This is a genomic window from Burkholderia sp. Tr-20390 (genome assembly GCF_017104595.1).
In the GTDB taxonomy this organism is placed as follows: domain Bacteria; phylum Pseudomonadota; class Gammaproteobacteria; order Burkholderiales; family Burkholderiaceae; genus Burkholderia.
In genome coordinates, this window is sequence record NZ_JAAGPC010000010.1 from 13,179 (window position 1) to 27,136 (window position 13,958).

The window sequence follows — 13,958 nt, forward strand, 5'->3', positions numbered from 1 at the left end:
ACCCAATTCTCTCGTTGCCGCGCTAGATCAGCTCGGCGACGCGCACGATGACGAGCGCGGCCGGAACGAGCACCGCTTGCGCACACAACGTGCCGAGCACGCGCGCGCCCGCGAGCGTCGTGATGGCGCGCCGAAAGCTGTTCTCCGAGATCCGCCCTTCGATGACGTCGTCGGTCATGACAGAAACCTGCGGGTCGATGACGACTGCCAGCACGACGGTCGCGAAACCGTTGATGACGGACGACAGGTTCGCGCACGTCACTCTCAGGTCGGGCTTCAGGTAACCCGCATAGAGCGACGCGAACACGCCGACCGTCCAGATCGCCATCGCGGCGACGTTCAGCGCAATGACGCCCCATGACACACCGGTGTTCGCGGTCAGTTGCGTGACGTTCTGGCTGGAAGGCAGTCGTGCGCCGACGCGCAGATAGTTGATCCCCGCGCGACTGCACGCATCCAGCAGCAAGCGGGGAATCGAGCGGTTCACCTGGAAGTGTTCGACGGCGCGACTGAAATAACGCTGGAACGTGGGGATCAGGAACGACCCGACGATGGTCGCCACGGTGGCGGACAGCAGGAACCACCGGAAATCGGCCAGCAACCCGCTCCCCATCCGGTGCGCGATATCCATTTCAACGCGTTTCGCGATGAACGGCCCCTGAAAGGAATTGGCCGTTCGCGACACGAGCGCGATGATCCCGAACAACGAGAACGACAACGCGATGCGTCGCGTGCGCACGCCGGCGATCCGCACGGCATACGCCAGCGTCGCGATCACATGGATGACGAAGGTGAGTCCGCAGATGATCCAAAGCTGACTGTCCATGCTGGTGCCGCGTGCGTGACGGGATCACGAGTGTACCCGAGCACGACGCATCAGCCTGGCGATGCCGCCTTCACAAGCGTAACGGTTGGACGATGAGCATCACGCGCTACCGCGCGGCGCCAATCCCCGCGCTTCATCCAGCATCCAGGTCGCGAAGGCCCGCAACGGCCCGTCGGCCAGCTCGATCGGTTCGGGCAGGACGAGGCAGAAGTTTTTCGTCACCGTCTTGCCCTCCGGCCAAGGCGCAACCAGCCGCCCCTGCTCGAGCTCCGCGTCGATGTACAGGCGCGGCACCAGCGCGACACCCAGGCCGGCCAGCGCCGCTTCGATCAGCATCGAATGGAGGTCGTAGCGCGCGCCCACCGCCGAATTGGTCAGCACGATGCCGGCCGCCTGCGCATAGGCTTGCCACGCGTCGGGATTCTGTCGCCGATGAAGACGCGGCAGCGCATCCAGTGACGGCTTCGCGCCGGCGCCGGCGAGCAGCGCCGGACTGCAGACGGGCACCAGCACTTCCTCCAGCAGCGGATGCAGATGCATCCCCGCCCATGCCGGATGCTCGAAATGAATCGCTGCGTCGAAACCGCTCCCGGCCAGCAGGAACGGTTCCATCCGCTCGGCGATATGCACGGTGATGTTCGGATGCCGGTCCTGAAAGTGTTTCAGCCGGGGGATCAGCCAGCGGGTGGCGAAGGTTGGGATGGCGGCGATATCGAGGCTCGCGCCTTCGATCGGCTGCCCCATCAGGTACAGGCTGTCCCGTTCGAGCCGATCCAGAATCTCGCGAACCTGCACCGCATAGCGCGCACCGTTCGGCGCCAGCCGCACCCGGTTGCCGATCCGCTCGAACAGCGTGACGCCCAGGAACGCCTCCAACCGGCCGATCTGACGACTGACGGCACCCTCCGTCCGTGCCAGCTCCTCGGCGGCTCGGGCAAAGCTGCCGTGTCGGGCCGCGGCTTCAAACGCCTGGAGCGCGGAATTGCTCGGGATCTTGCGGGACATGGGCGTCTCGTTGGTCGGAGTGTGTTCATCGTCAGCTTGATCAAATGTCACTGAAGGCTGACTTTATTTCGTTTTATCGCGCGGAATGGCGAGCTTAGCATTACGTTACCGCACTGAACATCACACTTCCCCAGATGAATGTGCAGCCTGCCCAAAGGACGATCCCATGATCTACACCGTGGAATGCAGCTTCGCCGACCTCGACAGCGAAGCCGAATGGAACGACTTCTACAGCCTTGAAAAGCTGCCCGCGCTGATCTCGGTCACGGGGTTTCACACGTCGCAGCGGTTCAAGGCGATCACCGGCGGTTGCCCGGTTTATCTGGCGATCCACACGATCGACGGCCTCGATGTCCTGACCGGCGACGAATATCGCCGCAAAGGCGGCGGCAATTTCGCGAAGTGGCAACGACACATCACCGACTGGCACCGGAATCTCTACAGCGATATCGGCTTCGCGCCGGCCGTAAAGGACGGTGAGCATCTCGCACTGAGCGCCGGCGGCCCTGATTCGCTGATTCGATTGGGCCTCCAACCGCTGGCCATGCAGGCCGCTGCGCTCGAGAAGTGTCCCGCGCGCCGTTGGCTCGCCGTCGTGCCACGGAACAGCGCGCGGCTTGTCGAGGCGCTTCCGGAAGGCATTCACCTTTACGCGCCGCTGACGGAGCAGTTGACGAGCACACGCGCCCTTTCGATTGCACAGGAGTAGACCGCGATGCCGAACGTCACTTTCTCGATCGATACGACGCGGATGCCGGCTGACGAAAGCGTTGCCGCGCTGTCGCGCGATTGCGTCGAACTCTGCACGCAGGTGCTCGGGGCTGAACTCAAGAACGTCCATGTCATTTTCCTGGCGGTTCGGCACGGGCATGGACATCCCGTCTTCGCCGACATCCGGTATCGCGTCAGCACGCCTCGCACGCCGGAGGTCATGAACCGGTTCATGGACGCGCTGGATCAGGCGATCGTTCGCCACACTGGCCTTACCGCGCGCATTCGGTGCTTTGGTTACACCGCGTCGAGCATTCACGCCCGCAACTAGCCGATTCGGAGCAACACGATGTCCACCCTTACCTTTCCTGTTCAGCCAGTCGGGGATTTCACGATCACCGCCATCAGTGATGGCTATCTCACCGCCAGTCTCGACTTCCTGTCGAATATCGATTCGGATGACGCATCAAGAATGCAACGTGCTGCCGGACAGAAAGAACCGGCGGCCGTTCATATCAATTGCTACGTCGTACGCGGAGCGGGCCGCACCGTTCTCATCGACGGTGGGGCTGGCGGGTTCAGGCAATGGGGTGGCCAGCTCAAAACGAACCTGATACTTGCCGGCATCGAACCCGCTGCGATCGACACCATCCTGCTGACCCATGCGCATCCCGATCACGTCGGTGGGCTGGTGAACGGTGCGGGACAGGCCGCGTTTCCACATGCGGAACTGGTCGTGCATCAGCGAGAGGTCAGGTTCTGGCAGGACGACGGAAATCTCAGTCGCGCCAGTGAGCGGGCTCGCGGCAACTTTGCGAAGGCGCGTCAGGTGTTCGATGCCTATGACGACCGGCTTCGCCTGTTCGACGACGGACATGTGCTCCCCGGCATCAGCGCGCTGCCGCTGCCGGGACACACCGATGGGCACACCGGATATGTTCTCGAATCCCGCGATCAAGGCCTGCTTGTGTGGGGGGACGTGGTGCATTTCCCGCATATCCAGATTCAGCGGCCGGACGTCTCCATTGCGTTCGATCACGATGCGTCGCTGGCGGCTGCTACGCGGTCACGCCTTCTCGATCAGGTCAGCGCGGACGGCCTTCTGATCGCCGGCATGCATCTGGGGGAACTCGGGTTCGCACGTATCAAGCGAACGAGCGACGGGTATGGGTTGCTTTACGAAGACAAAGGCTGAAGCCACACGTGTACCGATGTGGGATGCCGCCACCTCACGCCGACATGCATGAGTCACTCGTTTGATCCATGCGTCTTTTTTTGAGGGTTATACGACCTTTGCGCCATCCGCTTCGCGTTCCATACTGCACGTGAAGATCGAGCAGGGAAAGGCACAAACGCCATCGCGTCTTGCGCTTTCGGCCCGATCAATCACGACGTAGAAAGGAGCAGAAGATGAGGCTTAAAGACAAGTCGGCGTTAATCACCGGTGGTACCAGTGGCATCGGTCTTGCGACCGCGAAGCGGTTCATTGCGGAAGGCGCCCGCGTCGCGGTGACGGGTCGCGACGAGGCGGTGTTCGAGCGAGTGAGGGCCGAACTCGGCGAGCATGCGCTCGTTCTCAAGGGCGACGTCCGTTCGCTCAACGACATGCGGGCGATTGCCGCTGAAGTCGGCGAGCAGTTCGGCGGCGTGGATATCGTATTCGCGAACGCCGGCTGGGCGTTCCCGTCCGCAGTCAACGATATCGACGATGTGCTCTACGACGAGATCATGGACATCAACGTCAAAGGCGTGGTGTTCACGCTTCAAGCGGTGCTGCCGCAATTGCGAGAGGGCTCGTCCTTCATTCTCAACACCTCGTTCGTCGCGCAGACCGGCAAGCATGGCATCTCGTTGACGGCAGCCGCGAAGGCCGCCGTGCGATCGCTTGCCCGCAGTTGGTCCTACGAGTTTCTCGACCGGAAAATCCGCTTCAACGCGATCGCGCCCGGCGCGATCGACACGCCGCTGCTGACCAAGTGGGGCATGACGGACGAATGGGTTCGCGACCGCAAGGCCGAGTTTGCCGACACCATTCCGGTGGGCCGCATGGGTACGGCCGAGGACATCGCCAACGCCGCGCTCTATCTCGCCAGCGACGAATCCGCGTACGTCGTCGGCACCGAACTGGTCGTCGACGGCGGCGCCTCGCAGCTTTGAGCGCGCGGCGCCCGATTCCGGCGCCCTGCGTGTCATCGCGGCTCATCCACCTATCCGACCTCACGTCCGCCACGCTTGGAGTCACGGCGGCTATTTCATCCGGCCCAGCCTGGTAACGCTCGCAGCAGGGCCGACCTGCAAGGAGAAATGATCTTGACCGACAGTAGCGAAAACAATGCTTCCGGACCGCCGCTCACCCGAGCCGGTCGTTCACGCCGCGATGTGCTCAAGTTCGGCAGCATCGCGACGCTCGGTGCCGTCCTCGGTGGCGGCACCCTGCGTGGACACGCCGCCCCTGTGCTTGCCCAGACCGGCAGCGACGGAGCACTTGCTCCGAACGACCCGCTCAATATCCTGATCGTCAATTACGACGGCGGCACGCTGCTCGACTTCGCCGGCCCCAGCGAAGTCTTCCATCGGCTACCGAATACGAACGTTCGCTACGCGAGCCTCGATGGCGGCAACGTGACGCTCGAATTCGGCGTCGTGTACGGCAAGACCGAGCGGCTGGCCGATATCGACAAGACGGACGTGCTGCTGGTCCCCGGCGGGTCCGACCTGTCGGCGCCGATGCGCCCCGCGTATCAAGCGCAGATCCGGCGCCTGGCAGAAAGTGCCCAGCATGTGACGTCCGTCTGCAACGGATCGCTCGTGCTAGCCGCAACGGGAATTCTCAACGGCAAGCGAAGCGCCTGCCATTGGGCCTTCGTCAACAAGCTGGCCGAATACGGCGCCATTCCCGTGCCCGATCGCTTCGTCGAAGACGACAACGGCCGGTTCATGAGCGGCGGCGGCGTGACGGCGGGCATCGACTTCGCCCTTCGCGTGGCGGCGAAGCTGCGCGGTCGACAGGCCGCCGAACTCACGCAGCTCGTGATCGAATATGATCCCGCGCCGCCGTTCCATTCCGGCCATCCGAGAGATGCACGGCCGGAAGTCATCGCGATGGTCGACAAGAAACTGCCCGGTGCATCCAGGGGGCTCGCACGCGTCCCGGGCGTTCGTTGAATCGCTTGCAGGCAATGTGAGCCAACCCATCGACAGACTGCGATGAACACCGCGACCGACATTGCCTGCTTCATCCTCCACTTTCGCAGTCCTTTCCATTCAAACCATGCACGAAAATCACTCGATGCAACAGACCCGTGTTTTCACCGCTGCTCTTGCAGCCTGCTTCACCTTTTTTGCGTTTGCCGCGCCCGCGACTGCCGCTGGTTCGCCACGTCCGCCCGAAGCGGCCATCAAGGCCGAGAATGCGCGCTGGGCGGATGCCTTTGCGCGAGGGGATTACGAGGCGATCGGCCGCCTCTACACCCGCGACGGCACGCTCTTGCCGCCCGGAGGCAACAAGATCACGGGACGCAACGCGATCATCGGGTACTTCACCAAGGGGTATGCCGGATCAAAGCCCGCCACCGTATCGTTCAGCAATGACGAGTTCTACGGTAACGACCGGGTCGTGACAGAGGTGTCGGATGTGGAGGTCCGCGACCACGACGGACAACTCAAATTCCGCGGCAAGCAGACGCTCGTCTTTCTGAAAGAGGACGGCGCGTGGAAGTTGCATCGCGACATGTGGAACGATGACGGCCCGCTGACGGCGGATGGCCATTGAGCGTCTGGTGAAACGCATGGCGATCTACCCAACGCGCCGCTAGTCCGCGAGAGGGACCTCGGCCAGGCAGCGCGCGGATCGGCCGGCAGACGATGGTCGATCAGCGCGCTCCGTTCGATCGGCTCTCGCGTCGAATCGCTTGCGGCGGGTGCCCATGCAGTTTGATGAAGGCCCGCCGCATCCGCTCCGGGTCGGTGAACCCGACCGCCAGCGCAATCTGTTCGATCGGTTCGCTGCCCCCCTGCAGGCGCAGCCGCGCCGCTTCGACACGCAAGCGCTCGACCGCCTTCGCTGGTGTCTCTCCGGTTTCCCGGCGAAATGCGCGCCCGAACTGCCGCGGACTCAAACTTGCGGCTTCGGCGAGCCGCTCGACAGGCAACGCTTCCGCCAGATGTTCCCGCGCAAAATTCAGCGCGATGCGGATGCGATCCGATTCCGGCTCCATCTGCGACATCGCCGAGAATTGGGACTGGCCGCCTGGCCGGCGATACGGAACTACCAAAAGCCGGGAGACAGCGCGCGCAACCTCCGCGCCCATATCTTTTTCAATCAAGCCGAGCGCCAGGTCGATGCCGGATGCGATGCCCGCCGACGTCCAGATGCGGCCCGCCTCGATATAAATGCTATCGCCCTCGACCCTGGCGCGCGGGAAGCGCGACTGCAATTGGGCCGCGTATCGCCAGTGCGTCGTCACGCTCACGCCGTCCAGCAAGCCGGTTTCCGCAAGCAGAAACGCCCCCGTACACACGCTTGCGACCCGCGCAGCCCTGGCACCCAGTTTTCTGGCGGCGGCGATGTTCTCCGGCGTCTGCATCGGCTCGATGTCACCGCCCACGAAAATGACGGTGTCGAACGTGCGCCTTCCGATCGGCTTCGTGTCAACCGACAGGCCCGTATTGCCCGGCACCGGGCCGCCGGACTGCGAGATGACGTGGAGATCATAGGGCGCGTGGCCCGCCGCCGTGGCGACCTGATTGAAGGCCGACAGCGGCCCGCCCAGATCGAGCGCATCGTAGCCACGGCAAACGAAGAATCCGATTCGATGCATGACGAAGTCGTTAACTGAAAATCCCGTAAAGTCGCATTTTACGAGGAACCCTCAAATAGCGCCATTCGGCCGGAAATGAGGGAAATAGGTCGTTTACGTCGTGATCGATTGTCTGTATGTCTAACCGCAGGCGTCGACCAGACCAGGATGGCAGTCATGCCCCCTACTCCGCATTCACCTTCCGCCACTGCATCGGCGACATCTCGTACCGTCCTCGAAACGCGCGACTGAACGCCGCTTCCGACGTATACCCAACCCGACCGGCAATATCCGAAATCGGCGCGCGGCTGTACCGCAACAACTCCGCCGCCCGGTCGAGGCGCCAGGTCGTGAGGTAGCTCAGCGGCGCCTGCCCCACGACACGCTGGAACCGGTCCGCAAAAGCCGACCGCGACAGATTCGACAACTCGGCAAGATCACTCACGCTCCACGCCCGCCCGGGATCCGCATGAATGGCCGACATCGCCGGGTTGATCCGGCTGTCGATCGCGCCGGACAGCCACCCGTGCCCTGCCGAGCCCTCCGTCGCCCAGGTGCGCAGCAACTGGACGAAGATGACGTCCAGCAATCGGGAGATCATCGCGGCGGCGCCCGCGCGCGGACTCAACGCCTCGTCGAGGATGAAATGGCAGCTCAGCTCCAGCCACTCGAACGGCCGTTCCCGCAACCCTTTCAGCACCAGCACCGGCGGCAGCACGGACAGCAACCGTTGCGACAGCACACCGTCGAATCCGAAGTCGCCGCACAGCCAGGTAGTGTCGCCGCTCCCGATCGTCAGGCGCTCGCGATCGTAGTACTGTGGCGCGAGATCCGTGACGAGACGCGCGGAGCGGCCCGGCCGGTCGGAGATGACATGGCCATGACCATGCATCAGCATGACCAGGTCTCCCTGCGACGCGTGATACCGCTCGTCGAGCCCCTCCACTTCGATCGCCACGCTGCCGCTGCGGATGATGTGCAGCCGATACTTGCCGGCAGGAAAACGCAATCCGAAAGGCGCCGATGCCGCGCACGTGAAGACCGTGTTGCCGCGGATGCGGATCAGCTCCAGCACGTCGGAAAAGGCATCCCGCTTGAAGGCGAACGGATCTGCGTCATCGTCCAGCGCCGTCGGCGTTTGAGCAAAGAATTCCGGCTTTTTGGCCATGTCGCGTACCCGGATGGTCTTTATGATGGACACATCATTCACGCTGAACGACGCTGGTGTCAAAGACTATTCTCAAGGTGCGTGGCATTCGGCAATCGCGTAGTACCCCTTGTTTCGTTGCTGGCGAACACGGGGCAGACGGCTCCGGAGATACCGAGGTCTCATGGGCGTGATGTTCGTCATTCAGCGATTACAGGAGCAGGGATATGAATCCGGAAACGCGTACCGACACGGTTGTACTGATTCACGGCCTGTGGATGACGCCGTTGTCGTGGGAACATTGGGTCACGCGCTACGAGCAGCGCGGCATGCGCGTCATCACGCCGGGATATCCGGGCGTCCAGCCGGGCACGGCCGGCGTCGAGGCGCTCCGCCGCGACCCGTCGCCGCTGGTGAATCTCGGCGTGCGCGAGATCTTCGACCACCTGGCCCGAACGATCGCCGCGCTCGACACCAAGCCGATCATCATGGGGCATTCGTTCGGCGGCGCGTTCGCCCAGCTTCTTCTCGACGCAGGCTACGGCTCGGCCGGTGTCTCGATCGACGGCGCCGGGGTGAAGGGTGTATGGGCGCTGCCGTTCAGCCAGATCAAGGCGGCGTTCCCGGTCCTGCGCAATCCGGCCAATCTGCATCGTGCGGTGCCCATCACCGAGCACGAGTTTCACTATGCGTTCACGAACAACCTGAGCCTCGAGGAATCGAAGAAGGTCTATGACCGCTACGCGGTGCCCGTGTCGGGGCGGATCCTGTTTCAAGGCGCGTTCGCGAACGTCAACCCGAATGCCCCGACGCGCTACAACTTCGCGAACGACGATCGCGCACCGCTGCTCTTTATCGCCGGCGGCAACGACAACATCCTGCCGCCTGCTGTACAGCGCGAGAATTTCGAAAGGAATACGAAGGGTTCGCGGGCAATCTCGGCGTACAAGCTGTTCGACGGCCGCAGCCACTACACCTGTGGCGAGAAAGGCTGGGAGGAGGTTGCCGACTTCGCACTCGACTGGGCGCAGGCGCCTGCGGCGGGGGATCTCGGCAAGGGTTGAGTTGTTGGTCAATGGCCCATAAACGGCCGTGGCCGTGAACCCGCCTACGCTCGTTCAACAACTCGACCGGGCGACCGATCCAGCCTGACACGTCGATTCTTTTATCGCTCGTGCATGAGGCGAGGCGCGCACGATTGGCCGGGGAACAAGTGAACCCCGTGGAATCCTGAACGACGTCTTGTAGCGTCAACAGACCGTTGAACGACTTGTCGGCCTGACGCATTCTCCGGTTCGCCAGTCGAGGCTGGCACCCCGTCGCGTTCCGTTTTCAATGCGCGAGCGGCACGTCGGCGGACATGGTGTTGGATTGCCCCGTCCTGGCACCCTCGACCACGGGTGCAGGTCAGGCAATCCATCCTGGCACGCGTCACGTGCGCCGGCTTACGCGGCCTTGGCCAGCTCCGCGTCGATGGCGGCGACCAGCTTCGGGTCGTCCGCGGTCGTATCGGGCGAGAAACGCGCGACCACTTCACCCGTGCGGCTCACGAGAAACTTCTCGAAGTTCCACAGCACCTCGGGCGCCGGGTTCGGTTGAATGCCGTAGCCTTCGAGGCGCGCACGGAACGGGCCGTCGCCGGTCGCCTGCGGCTGCGCCTGGGTGAGCGAGCGATAGAGCGGATGCTTGTCGTCGCCGATCACGGAGATTTTCGAGAACAACGGAAACTTCACGCCGAAGGTGCCGGTGCAGAACGACTGGATTTCCGCATCGGTGCCCGGCTCCTGGCCCTTGAAGTTGTTGGCGGGGAACGCCAGCACTTCGAGACCTTCCGCGCGCTTGCCTTCGTAGAGCGCCTCCAGACCCTCGTATTGCGGCGTCAGCCCGCATTTGGACGCCACGTTCACCACCAGCAGCACTTTGCCTTCGAAGGAACGCAGGGTTGTTTGCGCGCCGTCGATGGCGTTGACAGGAATATCGTAAATCGTGCTCATGTCTGCATCCTTCAATTGATCAAATCGGTTGGCGAGCCGCGGGAATCGCGGTGTATCGCGTTCATTGGAAAACCTTGGACGTCGGTCATCAAAGGCGCGTTGTCGACGCTCGTGATCTGCGCGTGGCAGAGCCCTATCCTACTTCGATCGGTCAACTTCCTGCTTGCAGCCGCGGGCCGTGGGGTCCAACAGGCGACCTGGAAAGGCCCAGGCTTCGATACAACGGCAGAATGGCTGTATAAGCATCGCTCCGTTGCCGGGGTACGCCATCCGCGGATGCGGTGCGTGGCAATATCCGAACCTTGGTCAGACTTCGGAACGCTCTACGACCACCTCGCTGATTTGAAGCACGGGCTGTATATCCGTGTAATTGGCGATGTCGGCCATGATCTCCTGCGCATGCGGGTCGCGCGCCGCCTGGAAAGCTTCGATAGACGTGCAGACGAAGTCGCACTTGGCTACGTAGACAGGATCTGTGCCCGGAGCACCGCCTGCGATGCCCTTGTCCACCGTGTAGTACAGACATGCCGCACCGAGCCGCTGCTTCACCATTGGCATGTGCTTGTCGCGGTAGTAAGCATGATCGAATCGCGCGCCTGCGGCGTACGGGTACATGACACTGACTTTGATCATCGGGTTCTCCTGTTGCTGCATGGGGATCGAGGCGCCAACGCTCGCGAGATGGCGTCGAGGCCGCTGATACAGAGCGTGGCGAAGGCTTCTTGCAGAATCGGCGTACCGACTCTTCTGATTTTAAGCACGGGCGAACCCGTCTTGCCAGTTCGGTGGCGCCGGGTGTCCAACGATGCGGGCGCAGTTCGGCGAGGTCGGACGCTTTGAGGGGCGGCAGTCAGGTGGGTACTCTTTCAGATAGCTGCCGATCGTCATCACCCACACCCTCCAAAACAGCCATTCGTAGCCGCAGAAGATCACCGTGTCCCAGCAGAATTTGCGTGGCAGAAGTCGATCAATGTCAATTCAGTCATGGTACGACAGTGCGACCAACGGAGCGCCCTGCTCGCCGGTGCGGCGCCAGTTCACAAAAGCACATGCGTCTTGACGAGCCGCGAACTGCTCTGGGCAACGCACCTTGAAATTGTTCACGGCACCGAGTTGTATCGCCAATGTACGCCCCGGTAGAACGTGCACATTAGTCATCTCGGCATCCGGCTCATCGAGATAACTGAAACAGTCGATCAATGCGTCCATGTTGTTGCCATAGAACGACGGAAAGCCAAAGCTTTTTGACAGGACCCGATGAAAGGATGGCCAATCCGTGATTTCAGTCGTGTCTACAACCACAATTGTCATTGCGTTCCACCTCACGTCTGCGTCCGGTCCATTGATGAACCAATATGAAAATTGTCAATGCACTTGAAGCTAACGTCAAATGGTCCTTTTGACCGGATGTCGGCGTTCGTTTGCAACCAAGCAGGAGCGTGGCGTCGTCGCTACCGTCCCAAGAGACCGACCCACCGTAGATCTATGGACTACTTGACTCCCCGGTTCCTTGCGAAATTTACGTGTAGCGTAAATGCACGGTGCCGAAGGATCTGCGGATAGCGCCGACTCTGGGAAATATCTCGCAGTATTTCGTCTATCTCGACATCTACCGCTAGACCTTGTTCCAACCACCCGATCGCGAGGTCACACCAATATGGAGTTGGCCATCGTAATCCAGCGACAGCGACGTCGCGAGCACAATCGATGTTCGACGAGAATGCAGCCAAGGGACGTTCAAGCGGCTTGACTATTGAGGGCGATTTCATCTCGGATCTTGTTCAACTGGGTAGGGGATGTCGCGTGCAAGGTGAGTCTGATCGATTGTCGCCAATATAGGCCTCCACGTCGACTGTCCGTTCCTGGCGGTCATCCAACTCTCGCCAAATCAGTCGTTGAGTCACAGCAAATGGCGCGCGAGTGACGTCAATGTTGCGCTACTTAGGCCGGTGGCAGTAGGCACGGCCTCCATTCCATACTCGTCTGCGGATGAAGTGCAGCATTCTGCTCGACGGGGCAAACGACACCGAGCTCGCGCAGATCCTCAAGAATGTCAGCGATGTATTGCTTCGCGCTGCGGCCACCGACGATCAGCCAGTCGTCGTAGTAGAAATATTCTGACTTGGCGAGCCAACCAGCGATCGCATCGAGCGTCGTCGGGCGATCCTCAGCGCTCAGAATGTGTAGCGCCTTCATTACGCCAATTGCCACACTTCCGGAACGCGATTTACCTTCAATCATTCTTCACCTTCATTCAAAGAGTGCATGAGCCGTCGGGGCATCAGACATGGCGACAGTTTCGTAATGGCTGAGCCAGCGGTTGCCGCTAGTCGTCTGGAGAGGCCCATATCCGGCTGCGGTCGACCAATTCCGCTCATCGTAACGAGATCAGGGCGAGCGGTATTGCGCTAGCAATGTCCGGTAGTCCCAGCCTCGTGCTTCCGTTAGTCGTTGGTCGTGCATCCTCCGTCGATCAACTAACCCCATACTCAATGCGGCCATGGCCATATACTCGGGTACGCGCCAGTTCGCGCTGTCCCCTTTGCTGCAAGCGGGCTCGATGGCGTCCAATGCCAATTCGAGTACGTTGTGCATCAGGAACTCGTCAAATATTTAGATCGTACGCTTGGGGCGCTCAACAGTTCGGCCGGCGCAGCAATCGATATACTGTTGTCGCGGCAGGGGGAAGGACACCCCGTTAAGGGGCACCAGTGGGTAAGGCCGACCGCGCCCAGGATCTTGGGCACCGTCTGCGTAATAGTCAGGCGCAGACCATGCCTCGCCGCGCACATTACACATGAGTTGGATCTCGAATTTCCCGATATCGGTCGACCACATTGCAGTCAAATTGCACCGTCATGGCGACGCGTCGGGAGAACACAAACAATCAGAACACTCAAGTTGGGGTGATATTGAAGACCAAATTTTTGATTGCGGCACTGCTTACCTGGGCACCCTTGACCATCTCGAATGTTGCCCGTGCAGACAGTACTGGAAGTCCGTCATTTTCTCCTGACCCGACGATCGAAAAGGTGGCTGAAGCGTATGCGCAAGACGCCGTCGACTTCTCCGCAAAGCAGTTTTCCATCAAACTGGATTGGTCGGATGCAAGCATGGCGGACGTCGAAAGAGCCTTGTCGAAAATGCATGCATCTTATGCCGACACGAATCCCAAGCCGTCTGACGAGCAAGTCATGTCGTTTGCAAAAGGCTTTGGAAGTTACGTAGGTGAGGTGTTTCGCCGTAATCATGGAGGAGAATGGGGAATGGTCACGCTCGGTGACCATCGATTCCCTGGACTTCGAACCACTTCGGGTACGAATTTTTGGCCGTGGGCGCGAGCATTCGATCGAATTACAAAAGGCCCTGAAGCAAACATTTCCGACTACTACAATGTGCTACTGAAGAAATGAAACGGCTAGCGCTGGCATCGACGTGTTGAATCCGCAACCGAACTCCGCCGGCCACCGCCCGAC

At 61.3% G+C, this 13,958-nt stretch carries 16 protein-coding genes; 8 read left to right on the top strand and 8 right to left on the bottom strand.

The features are described 5' to 3' along the window. Positions 1–22: 22 nt before the first annotated feature. Both G3N98_RS05115 and G3N98_RS05120 read right to left on the bottom strand, forming a co-directional pair. A complete protein-coding gene (locus G3N98_RS05115; protein ID WP_206136773.1) occupies positions 23–826 on the bottom strand; it encodes a lipid II flippase Amj family protein in 804 nt (267 codons plus the stop codon). A gap of 99 nt (positions 827–925) precedes the next feature. Then, positions 926–1,831, bottom strand: a complete 906-nt coding sequence (locus G3N98_RS05120; RefSeq protein ID WP_206147477.1) for a LysR substrate-binding domain-containing protein — start codon at positions 1,829–1,831, stop codon at positions 926–928. 166 nt (positions 1,832–1,997) lie between these two features. Between G3N98_RS05120 and G3N98_RS05125 the strand changes: the two genes are divergently transcribed. From G3N98_RS05125 to G3N98_RS05150, 6 genes are all read left to right on the top strand, one after another. Further along, positions 1,998–2,540, top strand: a complete 543-nt coding sequence (locus G3N98_RS05125; protein ID WP_206147478.1) for a sugar ABC transporter — start codon at positions 1,998–2,000, stop codon at positions 2,538–2,540. Between the two features lie 6 nt (positions 2,541–2,546). Beyond that, entirely contained in the window at positions 2,547–2,873 is a 327-nt protein-coding gene (locus tag G3N98_RS05130) for a hypothetical protein (protein WP_206147479.1), read from the top strand. A gap of 18 nt (positions 2,874–2,891) precedes the next feature. Continuing rightward, positions 2,892–3,737 carry an MBL fold metallo-hydrolase gene (locus tag G3N98_RS05135; protein ID WP_175239710.1) on the top strand — a complete coding sequence of 282 codons (846 nt, stop codon included), beginning with the start codon at positions 2,892–2,894 and terminating at the stop codon, positions 3,735–3,737. Positions 3,738–3,952: 215 nt separating this feature from the next. Next, positions 3,953–4,699 (top strand): glucose 1-dehydrogenase, encoded by a 747-nt coding sequence (locus G3N98_RS05140; RefSeq protein ID WP_206147480.1) that lies wholly within the window; start codon positions 3,953–3,955, stop codon positions 4,697–4,699. 153 nt (positions 4,700–4,852) lie between these two features. After that, positions 4,853–5,707, top strand: a complete 855-nt coding sequence (locus G3N98_RS05145) for a DJ-1/PfpI family protein (protein ID WP_175239712.1) — start codon at positions 4,853–4,855, stop codon at positions 5,705–5,707. 124 nt (positions 5,708–5,831) lie between these two features. Next, complete coding sequence (locus G3N98_RS05150) at positions 5,832–6,314, top strand: SgcJ/EcaC family oxidoreductase (protein ID WP_089429761.1); 483 nt, start codon at positions 5,832–5,834, stop codon at positions 6,312–6,314. 100 nt (positions 6,315–6,414) lie between these two features. Here the strand turns inward: G3N98_RS05150 and G3N98_RS05155 are convergent, their stop codons facing one another. Both G3N98_RS05155 and G3N98_RS05160 read right to left on the bottom strand, forming a co-directional pair. Next, positions 6,415–7,362 (bottom strand): GlxA family transcriptional regulator, encoded by a 948-nt coding sequence (locus G3N98_RS05155; protein ID WP_206147481.1) that lies wholly within the window; start codon positions 7,360–7,362, stop codon positions 6,415–6,417. Between the two features lie 163 nt (positions 7,363–7,525). Then, positions 7,526–8,509, bottom strand: a complete 984-nt coding sequence (locus tag G3N98_RS05160) for an AraC family transcriptional regulator (RefSeq protein WP_206147482.1) — start codon at positions 8,507–8,509, stop codon at positions 7,526–7,528. Between the two features lie 206 nt (positions 8,510–8,715). On the opposite strand from G3N98_RS05160, the gene G3N98_RS05165 reads away from it, so the two are divergent. Continuing rightward, entirely contained in the window at positions 8,716–9,552 is an 837-nt protein-coding gene (locus tag G3N98_RS05165; protein ID WP_206147483.1) for an alpha/beta hydrolase, read from the top strand. 381 nt (positions 9,553–9,933) lie between these two features. Here the strand turns inward: G3N98_RS05165 and G3N98_RS05170 are convergent, their stop codons facing one another. The 4 genes from G3N98_RS05170 to G3N98_RS05185 all read right to left on the bottom strand — a co-directional run bounded on the left by G3N98_RS05170 (position 9,934) and on the right by G3N98_RS05185 (position 12,723). Then, positions 9,934–10,482 (bottom strand): glutathione peroxidase, encoded by a 549-nt coding sequence (locus G3N98_RS05170; RefSeq protein ID WP_206147484.1) that lies wholly within the window; start codon positions 10,480–10,482, stop codon positions 9,934–9,936. A 306-nt stretch (positions 10,483–10,788) separates the two neighbouring features. Then, entirely contained in the window at positions 10,789–11,115 is a 327-nt protein-coding gene (locus G3N98_RS05175; protein ID WP_089430128.1) for an EthD family reductase, read from the bottom strand. A 345-nt stretch (positions 11,116–11,460) separates the two neighbouring features. After that, positions 11,461–11,793 carry a barstar family protein gene (locus tag G3N98_RS05180; RefSeq protein ID WP_206147485.1) on the bottom strand — a complete coding sequence of 111 codons (333 nt, stop codon included), beginning with the start codon at positions 11,791–11,793 and terminating at the stop codon, positions 11,461–11,463. Between the two features lie 630 nt (positions 11,794–12,423). Continuing rightward, positions 12,424–12,723: a hypothetical protein gene (locus G3N98_RS05185; protein ID WP_206147486.1), complete on the bottom strand. Its 300-nt coding sequence runs from the start codon at positions 12,721–12,723 to the stop codon at positions 12,424–12,426. Between the two features lie 671 nt (positions 12,724–13,394). Here G3N98_RS05185 and G3N98_RS05190 point away from each other — a divergent pair. Continuing rightward, complete coding sequence (locus tag G3N98_RS05190; protein WP_206147487.1) at positions 13,395–13,895, top strand: hypothetical protein; 501 nt, start codon at positions 13,395–13,397, stop codon at positions 13,893–13,895. Positions 13,896–13,958: the final 63 nt, after the last annotated feature.

Bases quoted from the DNA above. Each gene is read 5' to 3' on its own strand.
- G3N98_RS05115 (WP_206136773.1), bottom strand. From the start codon at position 826: ATGGACAGTCAGCTTTGGATCATCTGCGGACTCACCTTCGTCATCCAT.
- G3N98_RS05120 (WP_206147477.1), bottom strand. From the start codon at position 1,831: ATGTCCCGCAAGATCCCGAGCAATTCCGCGCTCCAGGCGTTTGAAGCC.
- G3N98_RS05125 (WP_206147478.1), top strand. From the start codon at position 1,998: ATGATCTACACCGTGGAATGCAGCTTCGCCGACCTCGACAGCGAAGCC.
- G3N98_RS05130 (WP_206147479.1), top strand. From the start codon at position 2,547: ATGCCGAACGTCACTTTCTCGATCGATACGACGCGGATGCCGGCTGAC.
- G3N98_RS05135 (WP_175239710.1), top strand. From the start codon at position 2,892: ATGTCCACCCTTACCTTTCCTGTTCAGCCAGTCGGGGATTTCACGATC.
- G3N98_RS05140 (WP_206147480.1), top strand. From the start codon at position 3,953: ATGAGGCTTAAAGACAAGTCGGCGTTAATCACCGGTGGTACCAGTGGC.
- G3N98_RS05150 (WP_089429761.1), top strand. From the start codon at position 5,832: ATGCAACAGACCCGTGTTTTCACCGCTGCTCTTGCAGCCTGCTTCACC.
- G3N98_RS05155 (WP_206147481.1), bottom strand. From the start codon at position 7,362: ATGCATCGAATCGGATTCTTCGTTTGCCGTGGCTACGATGCGCTCGAT.
- G3N98_RS05160 (WP_206147482.1), bottom strand. From the start codon at position 8,509: ATGGCCAAAAAGCCGGAATTCTTTGCTCAAACGCCGACGGCGCTGGAC.
- G3N98_RS05165 (WP_206147483.1), top strand. From the start codon at position 8,716: ATGAATCCGGAAACGCGTACCGACACGGTTGTACTGATTCACGGCCTG.
- G3N98_RS05170 (WP_206147484.1), bottom strand. From the start codon at position 10,482: ATGAGCACGATTTACGATATTCCTGTCAACGCCATCGACGGCGCGCAA.
- G3N98_RS05175 (WP_089430128.1), bottom strand. From the start codon at position 11,115: ATGATCAAAGTCAGTGTCATGTACCCGTACGCCGCAGGCGCGCGATTC.
- G3N98_RS05180 (WP_206147485.1), bottom strand. From the start codon at position 11,793: ATGACAATTGTGGTTGTAGACACGACTGAAATCACGGATTGGCCATCC.
- G3N98_RS05185 (WP_206147486.1), bottom strand. From the start codon at position 12,723: ATGATTGAAGGTAAATCGCGTTCCGGAAGTGTGGCAATTGGCGTAATG.